The organism is Streptomyces sp. NPDC001135 (genome assembly GCF_053598395.1).
Window position 1 is genome coordinate 77,485 of the sequence record NZ_JBSFKD010000037.1, and the last position, 16,471, is coordinate 93,955.

17 protein-coding genes and 1 pseudogene are annotated in these 16,471 nt (G+C 69.4%); 9 read left to right on the forward strand and 9 right to left on the reverse strand.

Annotation, left to right across the window (positions count from 1 at the left end; translation table 11 throughout):
- Nucleotides 1-220: 220 nt before the first annotated feature.
- The 3 genes from ACWC94_RS34300 to ACWC94_RS34310 all read right to left on the reverse strand — a co-directional run bounded on the left by ACWC94_RS34300 (nucleotide 221) and on the right by ACWC94_RS34310 (nucleotide 2,536).
- Nucleotides 221-445, reverse strand: a complete 225-nt coding sequence (locus ACWC94_RS34300; protein ID WP_450801195.1) for a hypothetical protein — start codon at nucleotides 443-445, stop codon at nucleotides 221-223.
- 1,195 nt (nucleotides 446-1,640) lie between these two features.
- Nucleotides 1,641-2,030 carry a hypothetical protein gene (locus ACWC94_RS34305; RefSeq protein ID WP_450801196.1) on the reverse strand — a complete coding sequence of 130 codons (390 nt, stop codon included), beginning with the start codon at nucleotides 2,028-2,030 and terminating at the stop codon, nucleotides 1,641-1,643.
- Nucleotides 2,031-2,119: 89 nt separating this feature from the next.
- Complete coding sequence (locus tag ACWC94_RS34310; RefSeq protein WP_450801197.1) at nucleotides 2,120-2,536, reverse strand: hypothetical protein; 417 nt, start codon at nucleotides 2,534-2,536, stop codon at nucleotides 2,120-2,122.
- Nucleotides 2,537-2,849: 313 nt separating this feature from the next.
- On the opposite strand from ACWC94_RS34310, the pseudogene ACWC94_RS34315 reads away from it, so the two are divergent.
- The 7 genes and pseudogenes from ACWC94_RS34315 to ACWC94_RS34345 form a co-directional block, all read left to right on the forward strand.
- Nucleotides 2,850-3,521, forward strand: a pseudogene (locus ACWC94_RS34315) (MFS transporter); the annotation flags it as partial.
- A 69-nt stretch (nucleotides 3,522-3,590) separates the two neighbouring features.
- Nucleotides 3,591-4,634, forward strand: coding sequence for an AraC-like ligand-binding domain-containing protein (locus tag ACWC94_RS34320; protein WP_450801198.1), 1,044 nt, complete (start codon nucleotides 3,591-3,593; stop codon nucleotides 4,632-4,634).
- Nucleotides 4,635-4,788: 154 nt separating this feature from the next.
- Nucleotides 4,789-5,622, forward strand: a complete 834-nt coding sequence (locus ACWC94_RS34325) for an epoxide hydrolase N-terminal domain-containing protein (protein WP_450801199.1) — start codon at nucleotides 4,789-4,791, stop codon at nucleotides 5,620-5,622.
- A 46-nt stretch (nucleotides 5,623-5,668) separates the two neighbouring features.
- Nucleotides 5,669-5,917 carry a phosphatase PAP2 family protein gene (locus ACWC94_RS34330; RefSeq protein ID WP_450801200.1) on the forward strand — a complete coding sequence of 83 codons (249 nt, stop codon included), beginning with the start codon at nucleotides 5,669-5,671 and terminating at the stop codon, nucleotides 5,915-5,917.
- A 162-nt stretch (nucleotides 5,918-6,079) separates the two neighbouring features.
- Entirely contained in the window at nucleotides 6,080-6,451 is a 372-nt protein-coding gene (locus ACWC94_RS34335) for a phage holin family protein (protein WP_450801214.1), read from the forward strand.
- Nucleotides 6,448-6,930: a DUF3618 domain-containing protein gene (locus ACWC94_RS34340; protein WP_450801201.1), complete on the forward strand. Its 483-nt coding sequence runs from the start codon at nucleotides 6,448-6,450 to the stop codon at nucleotides 6,928-6,930. Before ACWC94_RS34335 ends, ACWC94_RS34340 begins: the two co-directional genes overlap by 4 nt.
- A 5-nt stretch (nucleotides 6,931-6,935) precedes the next feature.
- Entirely contained in the window at nucleotides 6,936-7,202 is a 267-nt protein-coding gene (locus ACWC94_RS34345) for a DUF4235 domain-containing protein (protein ID WP_450801202.1), read from the forward strand.
- Between the two features lie 1,166 nt (nucleotides 7,203-8,368).
- On the opposite strand, the gene ACWC94_RS34350 is transcribed toward ACWC94_RS34345, so the two are convergent.
- From ACWC94_RS34350 to ACWC94_RS34360, 3 genes are all read right to left on the reverse strand, one after another.
- Nucleotides 8,369-8,623 carry a hypothetical protein gene (locus tag ACWC94_RS34350; protein ID WP_450801203.1) on the reverse strand — a complete coding sequence of 85 codons (255 nt, stop codon included), beginning with the start codon at nucleotides 8,621-8,623 and terminating at the stop codon, nucleotides 8,369-8,371.
- A 407-nt stretch (nucleotides 8,624-9,030) separates the two neighbouring features.
- The gene (locus tag ACWC94_RS34355; protein WP_450801216.1) at nucleotides 9,031-9,474 is read right to left on the reverse strand and encodes a hypothetical protein; all 444 of its coding nucleotides are present in this window, start codon (nucleotides 9,472-9,474) and stop codon (nucleotides 9,031-9,033) included.
- Nucleotides 9,374-9,859 (reverse strand): ATP-dependent DNA ligase, encoded by a 486-nt coding sequence (locus ACWC94_RS34360; protein ID WP_450801204.1) that lies wholly within the window; start codon nucleotides 9,857-9,859, stop codon nucleotides 9,374-9,376. The genes ACWC94_RS34355 and ACWC94_RS34360 overlap by 101 nt, the downstream gene beginning before the upstream one ends.
- 34 nt (nucleotides 9,860-9,893) lie before the next feature.
- Here ACWC94_RS34360 and ACWC94_RS34365 point away from each other — a divergent pair, with 34 nt between their 5' ends.
- Nucleotides 9,894-10,085 carry a Tn3 family transposase gene (locus tag ACWC94_RS34365; RefSeq protein ID WP_450801205.1) on the forward strand — a complete coding sequence of 64 codons (192 nt, stop codon included), beginning with the start codon at nucleotides 9,894-9,896 and terminating at the stop codon, nucleotides 10,083-10,085.
- Between the two features lie 26 nt (nucleotides 10,086-10,111).
- Here ACWC94_RS34365 and ACWC94_RS34370 read toward each other — a convergent pair whose 3' ends face one another.
- Both ACWC94_RS34370 and ACWC94_RS34375 read right to left on the reverse strand, forming a co-directional pair.
- Complete coding sequence (locus tag ACWC94_RS34370) at nucleotides 10,112-10,789, reverse strand: TetR/AcrR family transcriptional regulator (protein ID WP_450801206.1); 678 nt, start codon at nucleotides 10,787-10,789, stop codon at nucleotides 10,112-10,114.
- Nucleotides 10,782-11,186: a PaaI family thioesterase gene (locus ACWC94_RS34375; protein WP_450801207.1), complete on the reverse strand. Its 405-nt coding sequence runs from the start codon at nucleotides 11,184-11,186 to the stop codon at nucleotides 10,782-10,784. The genes ACWC94_RS34370 and ACWC94_RS34375 overlap by 8 nt, the downstream gene beginning before the upstream one ends.
- 360 nt (nucleotides 11,187-11,546) lie before the next feature.
- On the opposite strand from ACWC94_RS34375, the gene ACWC94_RS34380 reads away from it, so the two are divergent.
- Entirely contained in the window at nucleotides 11,547-12,182 is a 636-nt protein-coding gene (locus tag ACWC94_RS34380; RefSeq protein WP_450801208.1) for a hypothetical protein, read from the forward strand.
- 1,017 nt (nucleotides 12,183-13,199) lie between these two features.
- Here ACWC94_RS34380 and ACWC94_RS34385 read toward each other — a convergent pair.
- Nucleotides 13,200-15,707: a Helicase associated domain protein gene (locus ACWC94_RS34385; RefSeq protein WP_450801209.1), complete on the reverse strand. Its 2,508-nt coding sequence runs from the start codon at nucleotides 15,705-15,707 to the stop codon at nucleotides 13,200-13,202.
- Nucleotides 15,708-16,471: the final 764 nt, after the last annotated feature.

Sequence of the window (16,471 nt, forward strand, 5' to 3'; positions counted from 1 at the left end):
ACAGGAGGTCGGGCCGTCCGGCCCGCTGTGCCGGATTCCCGTCCGCCCGATGGGAGCCGAGGGAAGTCTTGGTGACCGACTACTGAACCCCGGCTCTTCATGCGTTGACGTCGAGGGCGACGGTTCAAGCAGTGCCGCACAAGGACGTGCTCCGTCTGGTCAGGCAAGGCGACACGTGGCTGGTCGACCAGAAGGAAGAGGTCGCAGACTCAGACGAGGCTCACGGTGATCCCGTCGGGGACGCCTTGATGAGGAGTTGAGCGGGCGCCTTGCTGAGGTCGGGGCACCAGCGGGACTCGGCGGTGACTGGGACGACGATCCGCTCGGCGACGTCGACGAGCAGCTCGGGCATCCGGGGTTCGGCGTCGGCGAAATCGCGGGCGGCTTTGGTGGCGCCGGCCTGGACGGCCCGGAGGTTGGCCGTCGACCAGACACGCCCGCCCAAGCCAGCACGTCTGCTGCGCCCTTCCTCGGCCGCAGCTGTGCGGAGCAGCCCACGGCACCGCCGACCACGACCAGCACGTCCCGCCCCGCACACAACACCCCGTCCGCATCGCCGCGCTCTGACCCCTGCACAGGCGTGCGTTCTGGCGGTCGCGTCATGCCCAGGAGTGACGGACGTCCTCATCGCCGTCTCCAGTGCGCCACACTGGAGACAGGCCCGATGCCGTCGCCCACCCCCCCTGGCCGCCGCCAAGTTGCGGGAGATCACTGGTGTACTCGCCTCCCCCTGACCCGGACACCGAACGCCGTATGCGCGCCCACCACGCCCGCCTACGTCTCGCGCGACAGCGCACGGGGCCGACCCTTGTCAGGGCGCGAACCCGCGCAGAGCCACCCGTGTCACAGCCCGAACCTGAGCCACTGCCCGAGCCTGAGTCAACACCCGAGCATGAGCCTGAGCCTGAGGCTTCGTGGTGGCGCCGGATCGCGTGGGCGCACGTGGGCGCCGTTGTGGGTGCTCTTGCGGCCATCGGCGGTCTTATTTTTACGGGGGTGGCCACGTACTACAGTGCTGCAGTTGCCGAGGACCAACTTCAGCAATCGAATGAGGCAGAAGAGCACAGATCACGTGACCAAGCCTCCCGCGTGTGGTTGTGGGTCGATCGGCAGCGGGACGGGAAGCAGCGCGTCCACCTGACCAACCGAAGCCCGGACCCAGTCTCACAAGTCTTTGCAGAGTTCATCACTGCGGACAGCAGGACGGGACGTGTCCCCAGATGGGGAATCTATTTCCACACTTTGCCGCCCTGCTCTGATCTCGTGTTCAGCCAAGACCAACTCTGGTACGACGATCAGACTGTCAAGGGTGCGGATTGGTGGGACACCCCGCACAACGAGAAGCCGGGCGGGACTGCCTGGCATCCCATGGATGGCAAGAGCACGCTCATTGGTCCGACGCTCATGTTCGTTGACCGTGACGGCACGTCATGGGCACGCCACGACGAGGGTCAACTGGACCGTGCGCCTCTCGACCCATCCGATGGGATCCGTGGCTGGCGCGGCATAGTCGTAGGTCAACCCGTGGCGGAGAGAGCACAACCGTGTGACGACACCGCGTAGTGATGGTGGCGGCGCTGCCCGGAGCGGCCTGCCGGGCGGCGTGCAGCACCGGGCTCACCCCTGCTTGTCACTGGCCGTCAGTTGAAGAGTACCGGCGTGCACAGCTGCGTGAGCTGGCCGTCACGCGAGTACAGGCAGACGGCCGCGTCGCTCTGCCTGCCGGTGGCGAAGTAGTAGGTGTACGGGATATCGCGCGGCGTCACGTAGAAGTTGTCCTCGTCGCCCACGTGCTGGGTGCTGTTGATGATGAGGTTGAAGTCGACCTTCCCGGACATGCTGCTGTAGAACTTCGCGTCGTAACCGCTGCTGCGCTCGTAGATGCAGAGCGTTCCGACGCCGCTGCGGACGCTGCACACGCTCTGCCCCGGGGAGGCGCTGGCAGAGCCGGCGGCGGTCAGGACGCCACTGAGGGCAAGGGTGGTGGACGCGGCGGCGAGGGCGGTGCGTCGGGTGCTGGTGAGTGTCATGGCAGGCCGTTCTCTTTCTTTGCGAGGCCTTCGCAGGGGCCTCGGTCAGCAGTTGCGGGACAGCTGTCGGGGCGTTTCTTCAAGATCGCCTAGACCCAGTCGGTCCACACGTCACGGCCGCTGCGGAGGTCGTGCAGCACCACGGCACATTGGGTGTCGGGGTCGTACTGGTTGCGTCCGATGGCGAAGACGTACGTCTTCGTCTCGCCCTCGGAGATCCAGAAGGGGCCGTCGGAACCCCAGGTTCCGTACTTGCTGCCGTTGCAGCTCAGCCTGAAGTCGACCTCTGCCGGGGTTCCGCTGTACTTGGCGTACTTGGCGTCCCAGCCGTTGGAGACGGTCCGGACGCACAGATCGCCGGCGCCGATGTTCGTGCAGTGCCAGGATCCGGCCGCCTGTGCCGGGCCGGCGGTGAGCACCGTGGTGCCGAGCAGCGCGGCGCCCACCGCGGCCATGCCTGCCAGGCGCCGCTTCACGGCTGTCTTCGTCTGGCTCGTTCTGGACATTCGTGACCTCATTTCGGTCGTTGTTGTCGTACCTCCGGGAGCCTAGGAATCCGGGACGGACGGTGGTGTGCCCAGCGTGCAGAGTTCATTGACACTGCGCGCCGACGCTCACCCCGTGCCCTTGCGCGGCCGCCCGGATCCCCTGGGCGCCCCGCGCACGCGGGTGGACGCTCCCGGCGCTGGGGGCATACGGGGCAGTTGGGGGGACGGTATGCCGGAGGGGGTCGAACGGCGCGCGCTGCGCGCGGGGGAAACCGCGGGCGCTGCTCGCCGAGCGCGGTGCACGCTGGTCGGTCAGCGAGCACGTGGCCGACGACGCCAGATCGCCCGGTCCTGGCGGGTGCCCGGCACCCGCTCGGGCTGTGGGTGCACTTCACGACGCAGTTCCCGGCGATGGTGTTCCTGCTGCTGTGGGGCCTGCCGTTCCTGGTCGAGGACCGGGGGCTCGACCGGTCCACGGCAGGCGGCCTGCTGACCCTGGTGGTCGTCGCCGACATGGGCTTCGGCCTGCTCTACGGCCAGATCATCGGCCGCCGGCCCGGCTCCCGGACCCCCCTGACCCTGGGCACGATCGGCACGACGGCGGCCCTGTGGGCGGCGGTCCTGGCGTACCCGGGCCCGCGCGCCCCGATGTGGCTGCTCGTCACCCTGTGCGTGGTGCTCGGTGCCTGGGGCCCGGCCTCGATGACCGGCTTCGGCTTCGCCCGCCGGCCAATCCGCCGGCCCGGCAGGGGAGGGCGTCCGGGATCACCGACATGGGCGGCTTCATCGCCTCGATGACGACCCTGCCGGCGGTCGGCGTGCTGCTGGACGCGACCGGCGACGACTACCGGATCGCGTTCTGCGCGGTCTTCGTCCTCCAGGCGCTGGGCGTGAGCCGGATCCTGTCCCTGCGCGGGGCCGCGCCGCGCGGCACGAGCGCGAACGCCGGCCTGTTGAAAGAAATGTGACCGTTCCCTCGGCCCGGCCCGGCGATTCCCCTTAGCCCACCGGCCCCCCACCAGCCATGATGACGGCCGACGGCCGCCGTTGGCCGTCGAGGGGGAACACGGGGATGTGGACGAGAGCGACGACCGCTGCTCTGCCGGCGAGGGACCGGTTCGACTGGTACCACGACGTGGTGGTCCGCACGCTGCTGCCGACGCAGCTGCGCAGCGAGCGTCACACCGACGACTTCCACGCCGAGGCGGCCGCCCTGGCCCTCGGCGCCGCACAGGTGTCGACGTTCGCCCACTCGCCGCTGCGCTCACGCCGCAACCCCGCGCTGATCCGGCGCAGCGACCCCGAGCAGTACCAGCTGGCGCTGATGACCAAGGGCCGCTACTGGATGTCCCAGCGCGGCAGCGACACGGAGATCGGGCCCGGTGACCTGATCCTGTGGGACACCTCGCACCCGCACGAGGCCGCGAGCCTGACCTCCGGCATCGGGGTGGTCATCCTCCAGCTGCCGCGGCAGGCCATGCCCCTGCCGACCGGCCGGATCGACCGGCTGCTCGGCCGGCGGATCGCCACGGACGCAGGCATGGGGGCGGTCCTCGCCGGCTTCATCCGCTCGCTCGCCAGCCACGGCACCGAGTGCACACCGCACGAGCTGGCCCGGTTCGGCACCGTGGCCGTCGACATGGCGGCCGCCTGCCTCGCGGGCCAGGCCGATCCGTACGGGCAGCCGCCCGCCGAGTTCCGCGCGCAGGTCCTGCGCCGCCAGATCGACGCGTTCATCGAGCACAACCTCGGCGACCCCGCGCTCACCCCGAGCGCCATCGCCGCCCACCACCACATCTCCGTGCGCACGCTGCACCAGCTCTTCCGCGAGCGGCCGCAGAGCGTCGCGGCGTCCATCCGGCGCCGCCGGCTGGAGGCCTGCCGTACCGACCTGGGCCGGCCGGACCTGGCCCGCCTGCCCATCCAGGCCATCGCGGCCCGCTGGGGCTACACCGGAGCATCGGCATTCAGCCGGGCCTTCCGCGAGGCGTTCGGGATCAGCCCGCGCGAATTCCGCCACGCGGCCTCTGCCGCCGGGCGACCGTCCGGCGGTCCTGCGCGCAGCGTCAACGAAGCCGGCGCCGTGTGCACACGCGCGGACACCGCCCGTCCCTAGGCCCGGTGGCCTGAAACCTCCACGGTCCGAGGAGACGAGCCATCCCCGCGCACGACGAAGACACGCACGCCATCCGGCCGTTCCGCATCGAGATCGCCGACGCCGCCCCGGGACGACCTCCGCGACCGACTCGCCCGCACCCGCTGGCCGGCCGATGCACCCGGCGACGGCTGGGAGTAGGGGATCGCGGTCGCCGGGGTCTGCCGGCTCGCCGTGTACGGGCAGGACGGCTACGACTGGCGCGCACGAGGCCCGGCTGAACGCTTTCCCGCGGTTCACCACCGAGATCGACGGCGCGGACGTCCACTTCCTGCACGTCCGCTCGCCCGAAGCCGACGCCCTGCCGCTGGTCCTGACCCACGGCCGTCCGGGATCGTTCGCCGAGTTCACGGACACGATCGGCCCGCTTGCCGACCCGCGCGCCCACGGCGGCGATCCGGCCGACGCCCTCCACGTGGCCGTCCCCTCCCTGCCCGGCTACACCTTCTCGGGCCCGACCCGGGACCGCGGGTGCAGCTCCCGCCGCATCGCCCGGGCCTGGGACGCGCTGATGCACCGGCCCGGCTACGGCGACCGCTACGGCGCCCACGGCGGCGACGCGGGTTCGCTCGTCGGACGGCAGCTGGGGGCTGCTGAGGCCCAAGGGGCTGGTGGGCACCCATGTGCTCCAGCTGTTCTCCTTCCCCTCCGGCGCGCCGGGGGAGATGGAGTCCCTGACCCCGACGACCACGCGCGGCTGGCGGTCCTGGCGAACTTCCAGGGGAAGGCCGGTTTCGCGGCCATCCAGTCGACCCGCCCGCAGACACTCTCGTCCGCCCTGACGGGCTCGCCGGCCGGCCAGCTGGCCTGGAACGAGCTGATCCTGGGCATGGGCGAGGGGAACGGCCTGACCGACGACCAGGTCCTCACGCACGTGACCCTGTACTGGCTCACCGCCACCGCCGGCTCGTCCGCCCGCCAGTACTACGAGGACGCGCACGACCCCTGAGCCGATCGCGGGCCCGAACACCGCGCCGACGGCCTTCACCGCCGCCGTGGTAACCAAGTGGCGGGCCGCTGGCGCGCTATGCGCGGTGCCTGCTGCCATGGTTGGGCTCGAGCGGGTGCAAAGCGGCGCCCACTACCCCAGCGACGTGGCCACCGGCGCCGCCATCGGCCTGGCCAGCGCCTGGCTCACCCGGCGCGCTCCGTGCCTGATCCTGCGCCACTGGCCCTGGCAGGTTGGGGCGGGCCGGGCGGACTGGCGAAAGCAGACAGACACGCCTGTCATACGCCTGTCCTGAACTCGCCTGCTCGGGGTACTCGCGCCCTCATCGGGTGGTCGGGCGCATGACGCGGTCCGGCCCGCAGGAACTTGAGAGGGACGGGAGGTGACCGCCGTGTCGAGTACGCAGCCGCACCATGCCGGATCCGGCCCCAGCGCGGACCGCTTGGGCCAGGAGCCGGTGGGCGAGCTGGTGCAGCGGGCCTCGCAGCAGCTGACCGAGTTGGTGCGCGGTGAACTGCGCCTGGCGCAGGCGGAGATGAAGGAGAAGGGCAAGCACTACGGCAAGGGCGGCGGCCTGTTCGGCGGCGCCGGCGTGGTCGGCTTCCTGATGGCGCAGGCGCTGGTCGCCACCGTGATCGCCGCGCTGGCGGTGGCGCTGCCGGTGTGGGCGGCCGGGCTGATCGTCACAGCGGTGCTGGGTGTGATCGCCGCGGTGATGGCCATGAGTGGAAAGAAGCAGGTCGACCGGGCCGCGCCGCCCACGCCCGAGCAGACGGTCGAGAACGTGAAGGCCGACGTGGCCGAGATCAAGGAGAGTGCGCACCGATGACTCAGCCGCCTCACGACGAACCCACCGCCTCCAGCCCTGAGGAACTGCGCGAGCAGGTCGAGCAGACCCGTACCGAGCTCGGGGAGACGGTCGAGGCGCTCGCGGCGAAGACCGACGTCAAGGCACGCGCCCAGGAGAAGGCCGCCGAGGTCAAGGAGCAGGCCGCGGCGAAGGCCGGCGAGTTGAGGGAGCAGGCCGTCCTTAAGGCCGGGGAACTGAAGGCGAAGGCCGCCGACCTGGCTCACCAGGCGCAGGATCAGTTGCCCGATCCGGTCAAGGACAAGGCCGCCCAGGCCGCCGGGCAGGCCCGGGCGAAGACCGCTCAGGCCGGTCAGCTGTGGCAGGAGAAGGCGCCCGAGCCGGTAAGGGAGAAGACCGCCCAGGGAGCGCGGCTGGCGCGTGACAACCGCAAGGTGCTGCTCGCGGCAGCGGGTGCGGCCGTCGTGGTGTGGCTGGCCTGCCGCCGCCGGAAGGGATGAGCCGGGTGAAGGCATCGAAGATCGCCTACAAGCCGGTCGGTCTCGCGCTCGGCGCGGTCAGCGGCATGGCTGCGGGAGCGCTGTTCAAGCAGACGTGGAAGATGCTCGGCCACGACGAGGACGCCCCGGACGCCACCGACGAAGACCGCACCTGGCGCGAGGTGCTGCTCGCCGCCACGCTCCAGGGCGCGGTCTTCGCCGGAGTCAAAGCGGCCGTCGACCGCGTCGGCGCCACCACCGTCCGCCGCCTGACCGGAACCTGGCCCGGCTGACCGCGCGTGAGGAGGCGGGAGGGCCGGTAGGACACGAACACCGGCTTCCCGCTTTCCGATCAGTACCCCTACGAAGGACCTCACCGTCATGTCCGATCAGCACGCGGCTGCCGCGTTGACCGCTGCAGCAGTCATCGCCACGATCCTGGTCGCCCGGGCAGCCGTCCTCCACCAGGGCAGCCGAAGGCGCCTCGCCCCAGTTACCCGCCTGGTGCGTGGTCGCATCGGACCTCGCGCCGGCAAGGCCGCATCATCCGCGGCCCCGCTCCCAGACGACGCCTTCTGCGTTGTGCGAGAGGCTGAACAGCACGTCCGCCACTGCTGGCAGCGGCTCCACACACGCACCGAGCCGCCCGAGTGCCCCGCCCTTGGACGCAGCGGTGGTCCTGTGGCGTGCCGCGCTCGCGGCCTGCCCGGCGGCGCGCCGGCCGCGCCTGGCGCGTTCGCCGACGCTGCCGGCGACGCCGTGTGGCTGGGAGCTGGCGGGGGCGAGCGTCGAGCACTCCCCGCCCCTGGCCGACGCCGACCTGGTCGTCGAGCGCGCCGCGGGCCACCCCCGGCAACGAGGACGCGCTGGGGTGTTGCCTGGGGCGGGCCTTGTGCTGCCGTCGCCCAGGGTCCCGGGATCGACGGGCGGCGGGCCGACTCGGCCTGCCGCCGCGAACGAGTCGTCAAGGCCTCGATGCGGCGGGGACATCACGGTCTCCGGCATCGCTCGCGCCGCCCGCGTCGACCGGGCTTTCCTTTATCGCCATGGCGACCTCCTCGAACGCGTCCATGCCGCGGCCGCACCCCCGTCGAGGAGGGGCTGCGAAGGTCGGCAGTCAGCCGCGCCTCGCTCCAGACCGACCTCGCCCATGCCCTCAGCCGCAACTCCCGCCTCGCATCGCGCGTCAAGGTACTGGAGCAACGCCTCTCCACAGCCTTCGGTGAACAGGTCCGGGAGGAGTCCGGGCTGGGCGCCTCGGTCGATGTCGACCATCTCCAGCGCCGCATTTCGACGCTGGAGCAGGAACTCGCCGAGAGGAACCGTGAGCTCGAAAAGCGCGCCGAAGAACTGGAAGCAGCCCGACAAGCCAACCGTGAACTGACTCGCGCGTTGAATCAGGCGAGTCCAGGAAATGAACCGTCCTGGGAGCCGACGCAGCCGGCCCCCAGGACGACTGCTACTGGTTGTCCCAGAGGCCCTCGAACACCTTCCAGAGGCGCTTGCCCGCGCCGAAGGCGATGCCCTTGGCGAGGCCTCCGGCCGCACCACGAGCAACAGCGGCGCCTACGTCCTGAGCAGGGCTGCGCGGCTGATCCTGCGGAGCGTCTGAGGAGTTCCCTGCGCTCAGCGCGGTCGCCTCCCCCTCCGCCTGGGCCGGAGGGTGCCCGGCGGTTTCCTCGGCCTGGACGGACAGGGTCTTCTTCCGAAGCATTCTCGATCTTCCTCTACACCCGAAACGAGCAGGTGAAGAGGAAGGCCTCTGCTACTGAAGGCGCTCCCACGCACAGAGGGTCCCACTTCACCTAAGGAAAGGAGATCGAAGCGCCCTATTCGCAGAGCGCGGGCTGAGGCGCGGGGACCCGACGGAGACCGCTGGTCCCACCCCAGAAGTCGTACAGCACCCAGCCGACGACCGCAGCCAACACGTGGATCACGGCAAGGGAAAGGACGCGCCAAGCACGCCTGTCCACTCGTCGTCGCGATCCCGGGTCTGCCATGCCCTCAGTATCGCACAGCGCCTTGGGGTAACTACCCATCATCCGGGCGGAGTTCGCTCTCACGAGGGACAGCACCACAGATGTTGCGCAGGCTACTGTCGGCCACAGCCGCTGAGCAGCCTCAACTCCTGACAGGCGTCACGGCCACAGCTGGAACCCCAAGAGAAGCGGCGATAACCTCAACCACGGCATCACCTCCAGCGGGCGTGTAGGAGTCGCCGGCCTTCGTGAACGCGCGCCCCGGCTGGGGGACCATGCGCGGGCCGACGACAGATGCGAGCGCCGTGGTCAGCCGCTGGGACAGCGCCACTCGTCCGTCGGGCAGCCGCACGGCGAGGGCCTTCGGATGGCGGGCCGTGCCGGTGAAGCCGACCACGATGGCGTCGACTGTGTCCGCGTGCCTCACCTTCGCCCAGACCCGGCCCGCCTTGTAGGCCGACCTGAGCGGCTTGGCCACGATTCCCTCAACACCCATGCCTTCGAGCGTCTCGTACCAGAGCAGGGCCTCGTCCAGGTCCGTGGTCGACCACACCGGCACGATCGGTAAACCGACGTCGGCGAGCACGTCCAGGAGGACGGCGGCGCTCCCCGTACGGACGCGGCCGCAGATCGGGAAAGCCCGCCGCAGGGTGGGCCAGGATGTCGAACGCCACGTACGTCGCCGGATGCTGATCGGAGAGCTCCCTCGCGCGGCGGGGGCGGGACAGCGCACGGGACTGCGCCGCGGCGAAGCTGATGTGCACGGTGCCGTCCTCGCCGGCGAGGTACACCACGGCCTCGCCGTCCAGGATCACGCCGGGCGGCAGGCGCATGGCGGCCACGGTCAGGTCCATCCAGAGTGCGGTGACGTCGCGGCCGGTCCGCCACTGCAGCTGGACGCCGTCGTTGGTCCGCCTCAGCACGGTCCGGTGGCCGTCCTTCTCCAGACTTCGATATGTCTCATGACACATCAGCTCGCTGTCTGGACCACTTCAAAACCGGCGCATGATCGGCAAGCAGCTCAACATCGCCGAGGCCCGCCACCGCCTGGCCCGGCGGGTCTTCTTCGGACAGCGCGGCGAACTGCGCCAGCACTACCGCAAGGGCATGGAGGACCAGCCCTTTTTCTGCCCCGCGCAGGCCGGCCGCCGACCGCTGCGCCAAGCGTCGGCCGATGAGAACGCCAGCGAGGCGTAGCGGAGCGTTGCCCAGGGCAGAACAGTTCACGTTTCGTAGCGGCCATGGTGCGCGCGTGAGAGGGCGGCGGCGCCCTGGCAGGCGAGGGTGGCGGCATCGTCTGCGTACTGGGGGATGTCGTCGGGCCATTTCGAGGTCGGCTGGAGGATCAGCAGCGAGACGGCACCGTGCAGGCACGCGCAGATGGCCCGGGTCAGCGCCGTCACATCACCGTGGAGCACGCCGGCGTCGGCGCATCGCTGCACCGTTTCCCGCAGGAATCGGAAGCAGGCGTCGGCGACCTGCTCAGTGGCGGCTGTCGCGGGTCCGGTCGCGACCAGGCGGTAGCGCAGGGGATGGTCGAGCCCGAACCTGATGTAGGCGACACTGCGCTGGTGGAGTTCGGCGAACGGGTCGGTGGTCTGGGTGCTGATGCTCAGCATCCGTCGGCCGAGCTCGTCCCAGACCCCGAGGCACACGGTGTGCAGCAGTTCCAGTCGGTTGTCGAAGTGCAGATATACCGAGGGGGTGCTGACCCCGACAGCCTGTGCCACCGCACGGATGGTCACGCCGTCCTCGCCGGCGTCGTCGAGCAGCGTGCCGGCCGCTTCGACGAGCTCGTCCCTCAGTCGGCCGCCGTGGCCTCGCTTGGCGCGACTGCGCCGACGGCTTTCGGTTGTGCTGGCGCGGGCGTCGGCCGTGGTCTGGTCGGGTCCCTTAGTCATGGCGCCTCCGGAGGGCGACGAGTTGAGTGACGCGGACGCAGAGCCGGTCCTTGTCATCCCTGATGTCGATTTCCACGGCGACTGTTGACTTGCCGACGTGCAGCGGGCGGGAGGTCGCGAAGGCGCCGGTGCCGTGTACGGGCCGCAGGAAGTGGGTGGTGGATTCCATGGTCGCGGGGACGGTGTCGGCGGTCCCGTTCAGCGTGGCGCACACGGCGCCGGCTACATCGGCCAGCCCCATCAGTGCCCCGCCGTGCATCGCGGCGCCGACGGTGGACTGCTCGGGCGTGTAGGCGAGTTGCGCGGTGACAGCGTCGGCCTTGAGGGCTCCGAAGCGTATCCCGAGCGTCCTGGCGAACGGCGCCAAGGTGTAGACGTCTTGCGCGGTGATGGTCATCGCGGCCCTCAGGTTGTCGCCGTTAAGTTAACGGTGACATGTTATGTGGGCGTCACGGTTCGCGTCCACGCCTGTGGCGCGAGGCTGCAGGGCTGTGCGGTCTTCTGGTGCCGATCGGAGGCGTGCCGAGACGCCGAGCTGTCACTCGGATGGGACAACTTCAAGTGTCTGGAGAACCATCCCACTTGGGCCCCGCCGCCCAGCCGGCGGGCAGGACCGGGCTGTCCACGGCCACGGTCAGCATCGGCTCGGGCAAGGACCACGTCATGCCGTGATGCCTTCCACGCAAGCGCCGAGCATGTTCCAGCTGGTCCGCAGCTGTGCCCAGCCGTTGTCAGTGCCCAGGCAGAGAATCAGCGGATGGCCATCGATCCGACAGCGTCAGGCGAGTCCGCAATCCTCGCCGCTGCCTTACATGCGTACCTGTCCGCCACCCGCTTCTGCTTCACCGGCCTGACCGGCAAAGAAGCAACCCAGCACATCACCCGCGCGGTAGCTCAGTGGGCTCACGTGTCAGGCTGGCGGGTCAGATGTGAGGCGCCGATGCGCTACATCGACCCGCCTCGCCTTATGAGCGGAGGCTGCGTTTCCTACTGGTCGCCACCTTGGTCTGCTTACCTAGATCTTCGCCTGATTCGCAAGGAGGGTCCGTCGATCGCCGTGGAGATCGACCGCGCGGACGACAGCACCGCCGTCGACAAGCTCCGTGACGAGGCCCTCCGAGGGCGCCCCGCGCTGTGGATCCGCTGGCACGGAGCGCTGCGTGCCGAGCTCCCGGCAGGCGTCGCCCGCCTGCACCTGCCGACGCGGTCCAGCCGTTCTCCCGTCCGCTACTCCCTGACGCAAATCACCGGCACGGCGGCGATCACCGTCGGCGAGGCCGTCACCCCGGAGGCCCGAGTGGACGCCCTGCATCGGGATCAGCAGCGGATTGCGGAGGAGGAACGTGCTGCCGCCCGTCCCCACGACCCAGGCCCCACCCGATGCTTCTGGTGATGCGAGCCCGCTGCTTGGAGGAACCACCTAGTCGAGAAGGCCAAGGGCGGTGTCCGGTTGGCAGTGGACCAGGCCCGCACCTGCTGGCGCAGCGCCTCCAGTGCCTGCTGCCGGGGGGGGGGGGCTTGGCCGCTGCCCAGCACTACCGTGAGCAGGCCGGTGGGCAGCCGTCCGATGCGCCACGCGTGTAGCTCTAGTCGCAGTGCCGGGCGATCGTACTTACGTGAGTACTCGCGGCAAGTACTCGAGTCAGCCTGTCCCCTGGCGCTGCGAAACCGGCCCCCAGACGGCGGGTTCCCAAAGACACGGGCCCGCACAGCGCTTCGAGAATCACCACGAAATAGAGCAAGACGGGCATGCGGGCATTTCAAATTGCGGAACCTTCGAACCCTGGAGGCCCGTGAGGGCCCCTGAAAGCCTCCAGGAGCGATTTGAGTGCCCAGGAATGAAATCACATGCCGAGACCTGGAGAGAAAGTCATGTACCATGATGTCCGCGCGGCGGACGCATCCATAGATTCGTTAGGGTGGGGTTCGGCGGGTAGATAAAACAAGAGACCGCCCCCCTGGCTGGGAGGCGGCTCCTGGTGGGTGATGGCCCGACTGGGGCTATCGCTTCATGATCACGTCCCACAGGCACGTGAAGAGCGTGACCATGAAGGTCCAGTAGTCCCAGCTCGGGCCGTTGTCTTCGTCTCCCACGGGTGTATCACCTGCTTCCGGTATGACCGGAGGGCTTTCCTCCGGTCATATGACCCGGAGGAGTGCGACAGATGGACACTTCGGGAAACGCCCGTGGGAATTCTACGGGGTTTCGGGGCGCCCGCCTGACCCGCCCATAAGGGCAAATCTGGGCAACATCCATCATTTCGGCCAGAATTTAGGGATCACGCCTTCATCGGTCCCTCGTTCGGGTGAATTTCATCTTTTGCTGGTGCATTCCATCGCCCTTTCCAGTACCGGTGTGCGCGGCTACCGCGTTCCTGACCGCCCACCCCCCAGCCGGCCGCCCGCCCGGCTACGTCCAGCGCATGGCGATCGCGGACAGCTGCTCCACCCGCTCCGGCGACAGCGTCGCGGCTCTGCTGCGTTGGTTCCCGATCCATGCACCAAGCCGGAGCTGCCGCTCCTCCTGGTCCTCGCCGACGCTCGTCTCGACGTGCTTCCTCGGCACCCGAAGGTGCCCCTCACGCTCGTAGAACTGCTTGGCGGCCGCGTAGTTCATCGCCCACTTGTCTGCCTGCGTACGGCGCGGCCGTGGCTTCTCGTCCTCGGCCGCAGGCTCGATCCCGAGGATGTGCTCACACATCCACTGCTGCACGCCTGTGAGCTTGTCCCATCCCAGCCGGACTGAGCGGACCCACCGCCCCAGATCCTCGCCCTGGTGCACGACGACGCCCGGCGACATGGGCAGTTCGCCGCCGGCCTCCAGGTGCTGCCGGACGAGGTGGAAGGCGCGCTGCCACTCCACCGGCCAGGCCGGGCACCACGAGGGGTCGATGTCCTCCAGCTGCTCGCGCCGCTCGTCCGACAGCGCGCCGGCCACCGACTGAACCGACAGCCCCTCGGCACGCCGCTGCTCGATCTCGGCGGCCTTCCGTGCGGCGGCCCGCGCGTTCTTCAGCCAGATGCCCACCTTGTAGCCCTGGTGAGTGGCGTCCAGCGGTGCCAGGAGGTGCCCGTTCTCCTCGGCCCATCCACGCGCGGCGGCCAGGCCCTCTTCCCACGCGACGTCGAAGTGCGACCAGACCATGCCGAGCCTTTCCAGCTGCTGGACGCGGTCGGCGTCCATGTTCCCCCGGGCGTAGACGCGCCTGGCGTCGGCGATCCATTGCCCAAGGGGGAACCGGTCGAGCGCGGCCGGCCACCCCTCGACCTGCGCCTCCTGGTCGTCGCGGCCGGGCACGCGGAACGTGAACGGGACCTTCAGGTCGCCGTGCTCGCGGGCGTAGATGACGGCCGCCTGGACGCCGCGCCGCCAGTGGGCGTGCTCGGGGTTGAGGACCCGCAGGTTGATGAACGCCGCGAGCTGCGCGGGGTCACGCGGCGTGGAGAACTTCAGCAGCTGCCGGGCCGGAGTCGACGGCCCGGACCCCTCCCCCTCGCCTCGGCCCTCCTGGCCCCCGCTGCGACTCTGAACGCCCCTGACACCGCTCTGCGCCTGCTGCTCGGCCAACTGCTCCACCACCCGGGCGTCGTGCGCCCTGAGCGCCTCCAACAGCTTCGCCAGCCCGCCGAACGCCCGCGAGGTCAGCATGCTGTCGACCGTCTCCCCGGGCCCGAGCAGGACCGGCACGACCAGGCTGGCCACCTTGCCCTCACCGGGCTGCATCCGCAGAGCTCGGCCGACGGCCTGGACGAGGTCGGGCATGGAGCCGCGTACGTCGGCCCAGTAGACGGAGTCGCAGTTCTTGGTGTCGACGCCCTCGCCCAGGACCCTCACGGACCCCAGATAGCCCTTTTCTACGACGGTGCCGTCCGTGGCGATCCCGTCGGCGAACTCGGTGAGAACCCGCCGCCGGTGACCCGGCTTGTGCTCGCCGCACAGCCAGTTGGCCCAGATCGTGCGCGGGTACAGCTCGGGGTCGGCCGCGTGCAGCTGCGCGGCGACACCCGGGAGGCCAGCCGCGAACGCCTCGGCCTCCTTGACGACGTGGTGGAAGACCAGCGTGCGCCGGAAGTTCTCCTCCGACGACGCCTTCACCAGCGCGGTCTGCAGCGCCGCGAGCCGAGCCCCGCGGACCGCGTCCGAGCGGCCCTCCACGCCCAACAGCTGCGCGGCCTGGAGCTGGGTGTCGGTGATATCCACGCACACCACCTCGTACGGCGCGCAGATCCCCCGGTCGATCGCCTCCGACAGCGTCAACGTGTAGCAGCGGGCGCCGAACGGCCCGTCCGGATCGTCCTCCATGCTCGCCACCAGCTCGCCCGGCGCGCCCTGCTCCTGGTCCTCGTCCAGCTGCCACAGCCGGGGCGTGGCCGTCATGTACAGGCGGCGCAGGGACGGGATGCGGGTGTTGTCGTGAACGACCGCCCACGGCTTCCCGATACGCCCCGAACACCGGTGCGCCTCATCGACCACGATCAGGTCCCACCCCGGAAGGCCGGCCTTGTGCGCCCGCTCCAGCGTGCCCAGCCCGAGCGAGGCGTACGTGGCCAACACCGTGACCTTGTCGAACGGCCGCACCCAATCAACCAGCTCGGTCACGTCGGTGGTGTTGGGGAAGGACACCTCTTCGCCCCGCAGGGACGAGACCCCGATCACCTGGCCTGTGCGTCCCCCCTCACGCCAGGCGGCCTCGGTCTGGGTGAGCAGATCCAGCGAAGGTACGAGCACCAGCACACGCCCTGCACGCAGCTCCTCAGCGCTGCGCACGGCGACAAGTGTCTTGCCGGTTCCGGTTGCCATGATCACCTGTGTCCGGAGCCCTCGCACAGACAGTGTTGATCTTGCAGGAAATTCGAGTGCCCGCAGGACTGCGTCCACCGCTTCTCGCTGGTGAGGTCGGAGTTCCTTCACTGCCATTCTGATCTGCCTTCTCCTGCGGGCCACACCGGGGGCATCACGCAGAAGAACCCTAGGTGACAGCACCTGATGATGGTGAGTCAGCAACCCCAATGGAAGGTGACCGAAGCCAGACGCCAGTCTCTGAACGCACAGAGAGGATGACCAGAACCGATTTTCTTCCCTCGCCGGGTACTGCTTCACCATTCCATAGTCTATCTCCACTTCAATTTGAAGCACCACCCGTTCACGGGAGCCCCTTGGATGTGGCACGATGTCCCACATTCCGGGCCGGGAGACCAGGAGGCAGGCGGGGTATGAGTATGGAAGAAGCCGGGTGCTGATCCAGCGAAGCAGGTGAGGGAGGATCAGGGAGTGCTGAAGAGGGCTTTTTACCACTTAGTGGCGATCGTGGCGGCCACAGTGATCACGTTAGGCTTCCTGTGGGTCGCAGGAAAGATTCACTTTCCTACCCACCGTCCTGGCAGCTCGACGAAGCCGTACACCCCGCCGAACGATCCCTTCTGGCCCCCCTCGATCCCCACACCCCCAACGCCCCCTGCTGATCCGTTTCCACCGGTCTACCGTTAGCCGCCTGGTCATCTACACATCCACCTCCCAAGAGATACGGACCCGTCCAGCCGGCATCTGACCTACCCTGCTGCCAGCTCGGCCGCGCGGAGCGCGGCCCGCTTGCCTCGCGCGCAGCGCGAGGCTTCGCGGTTGGAGCGCAAGCGGAAACCGCAGCTACCCCGTGGCACAGCACTACGACGCCGTCCACCGCT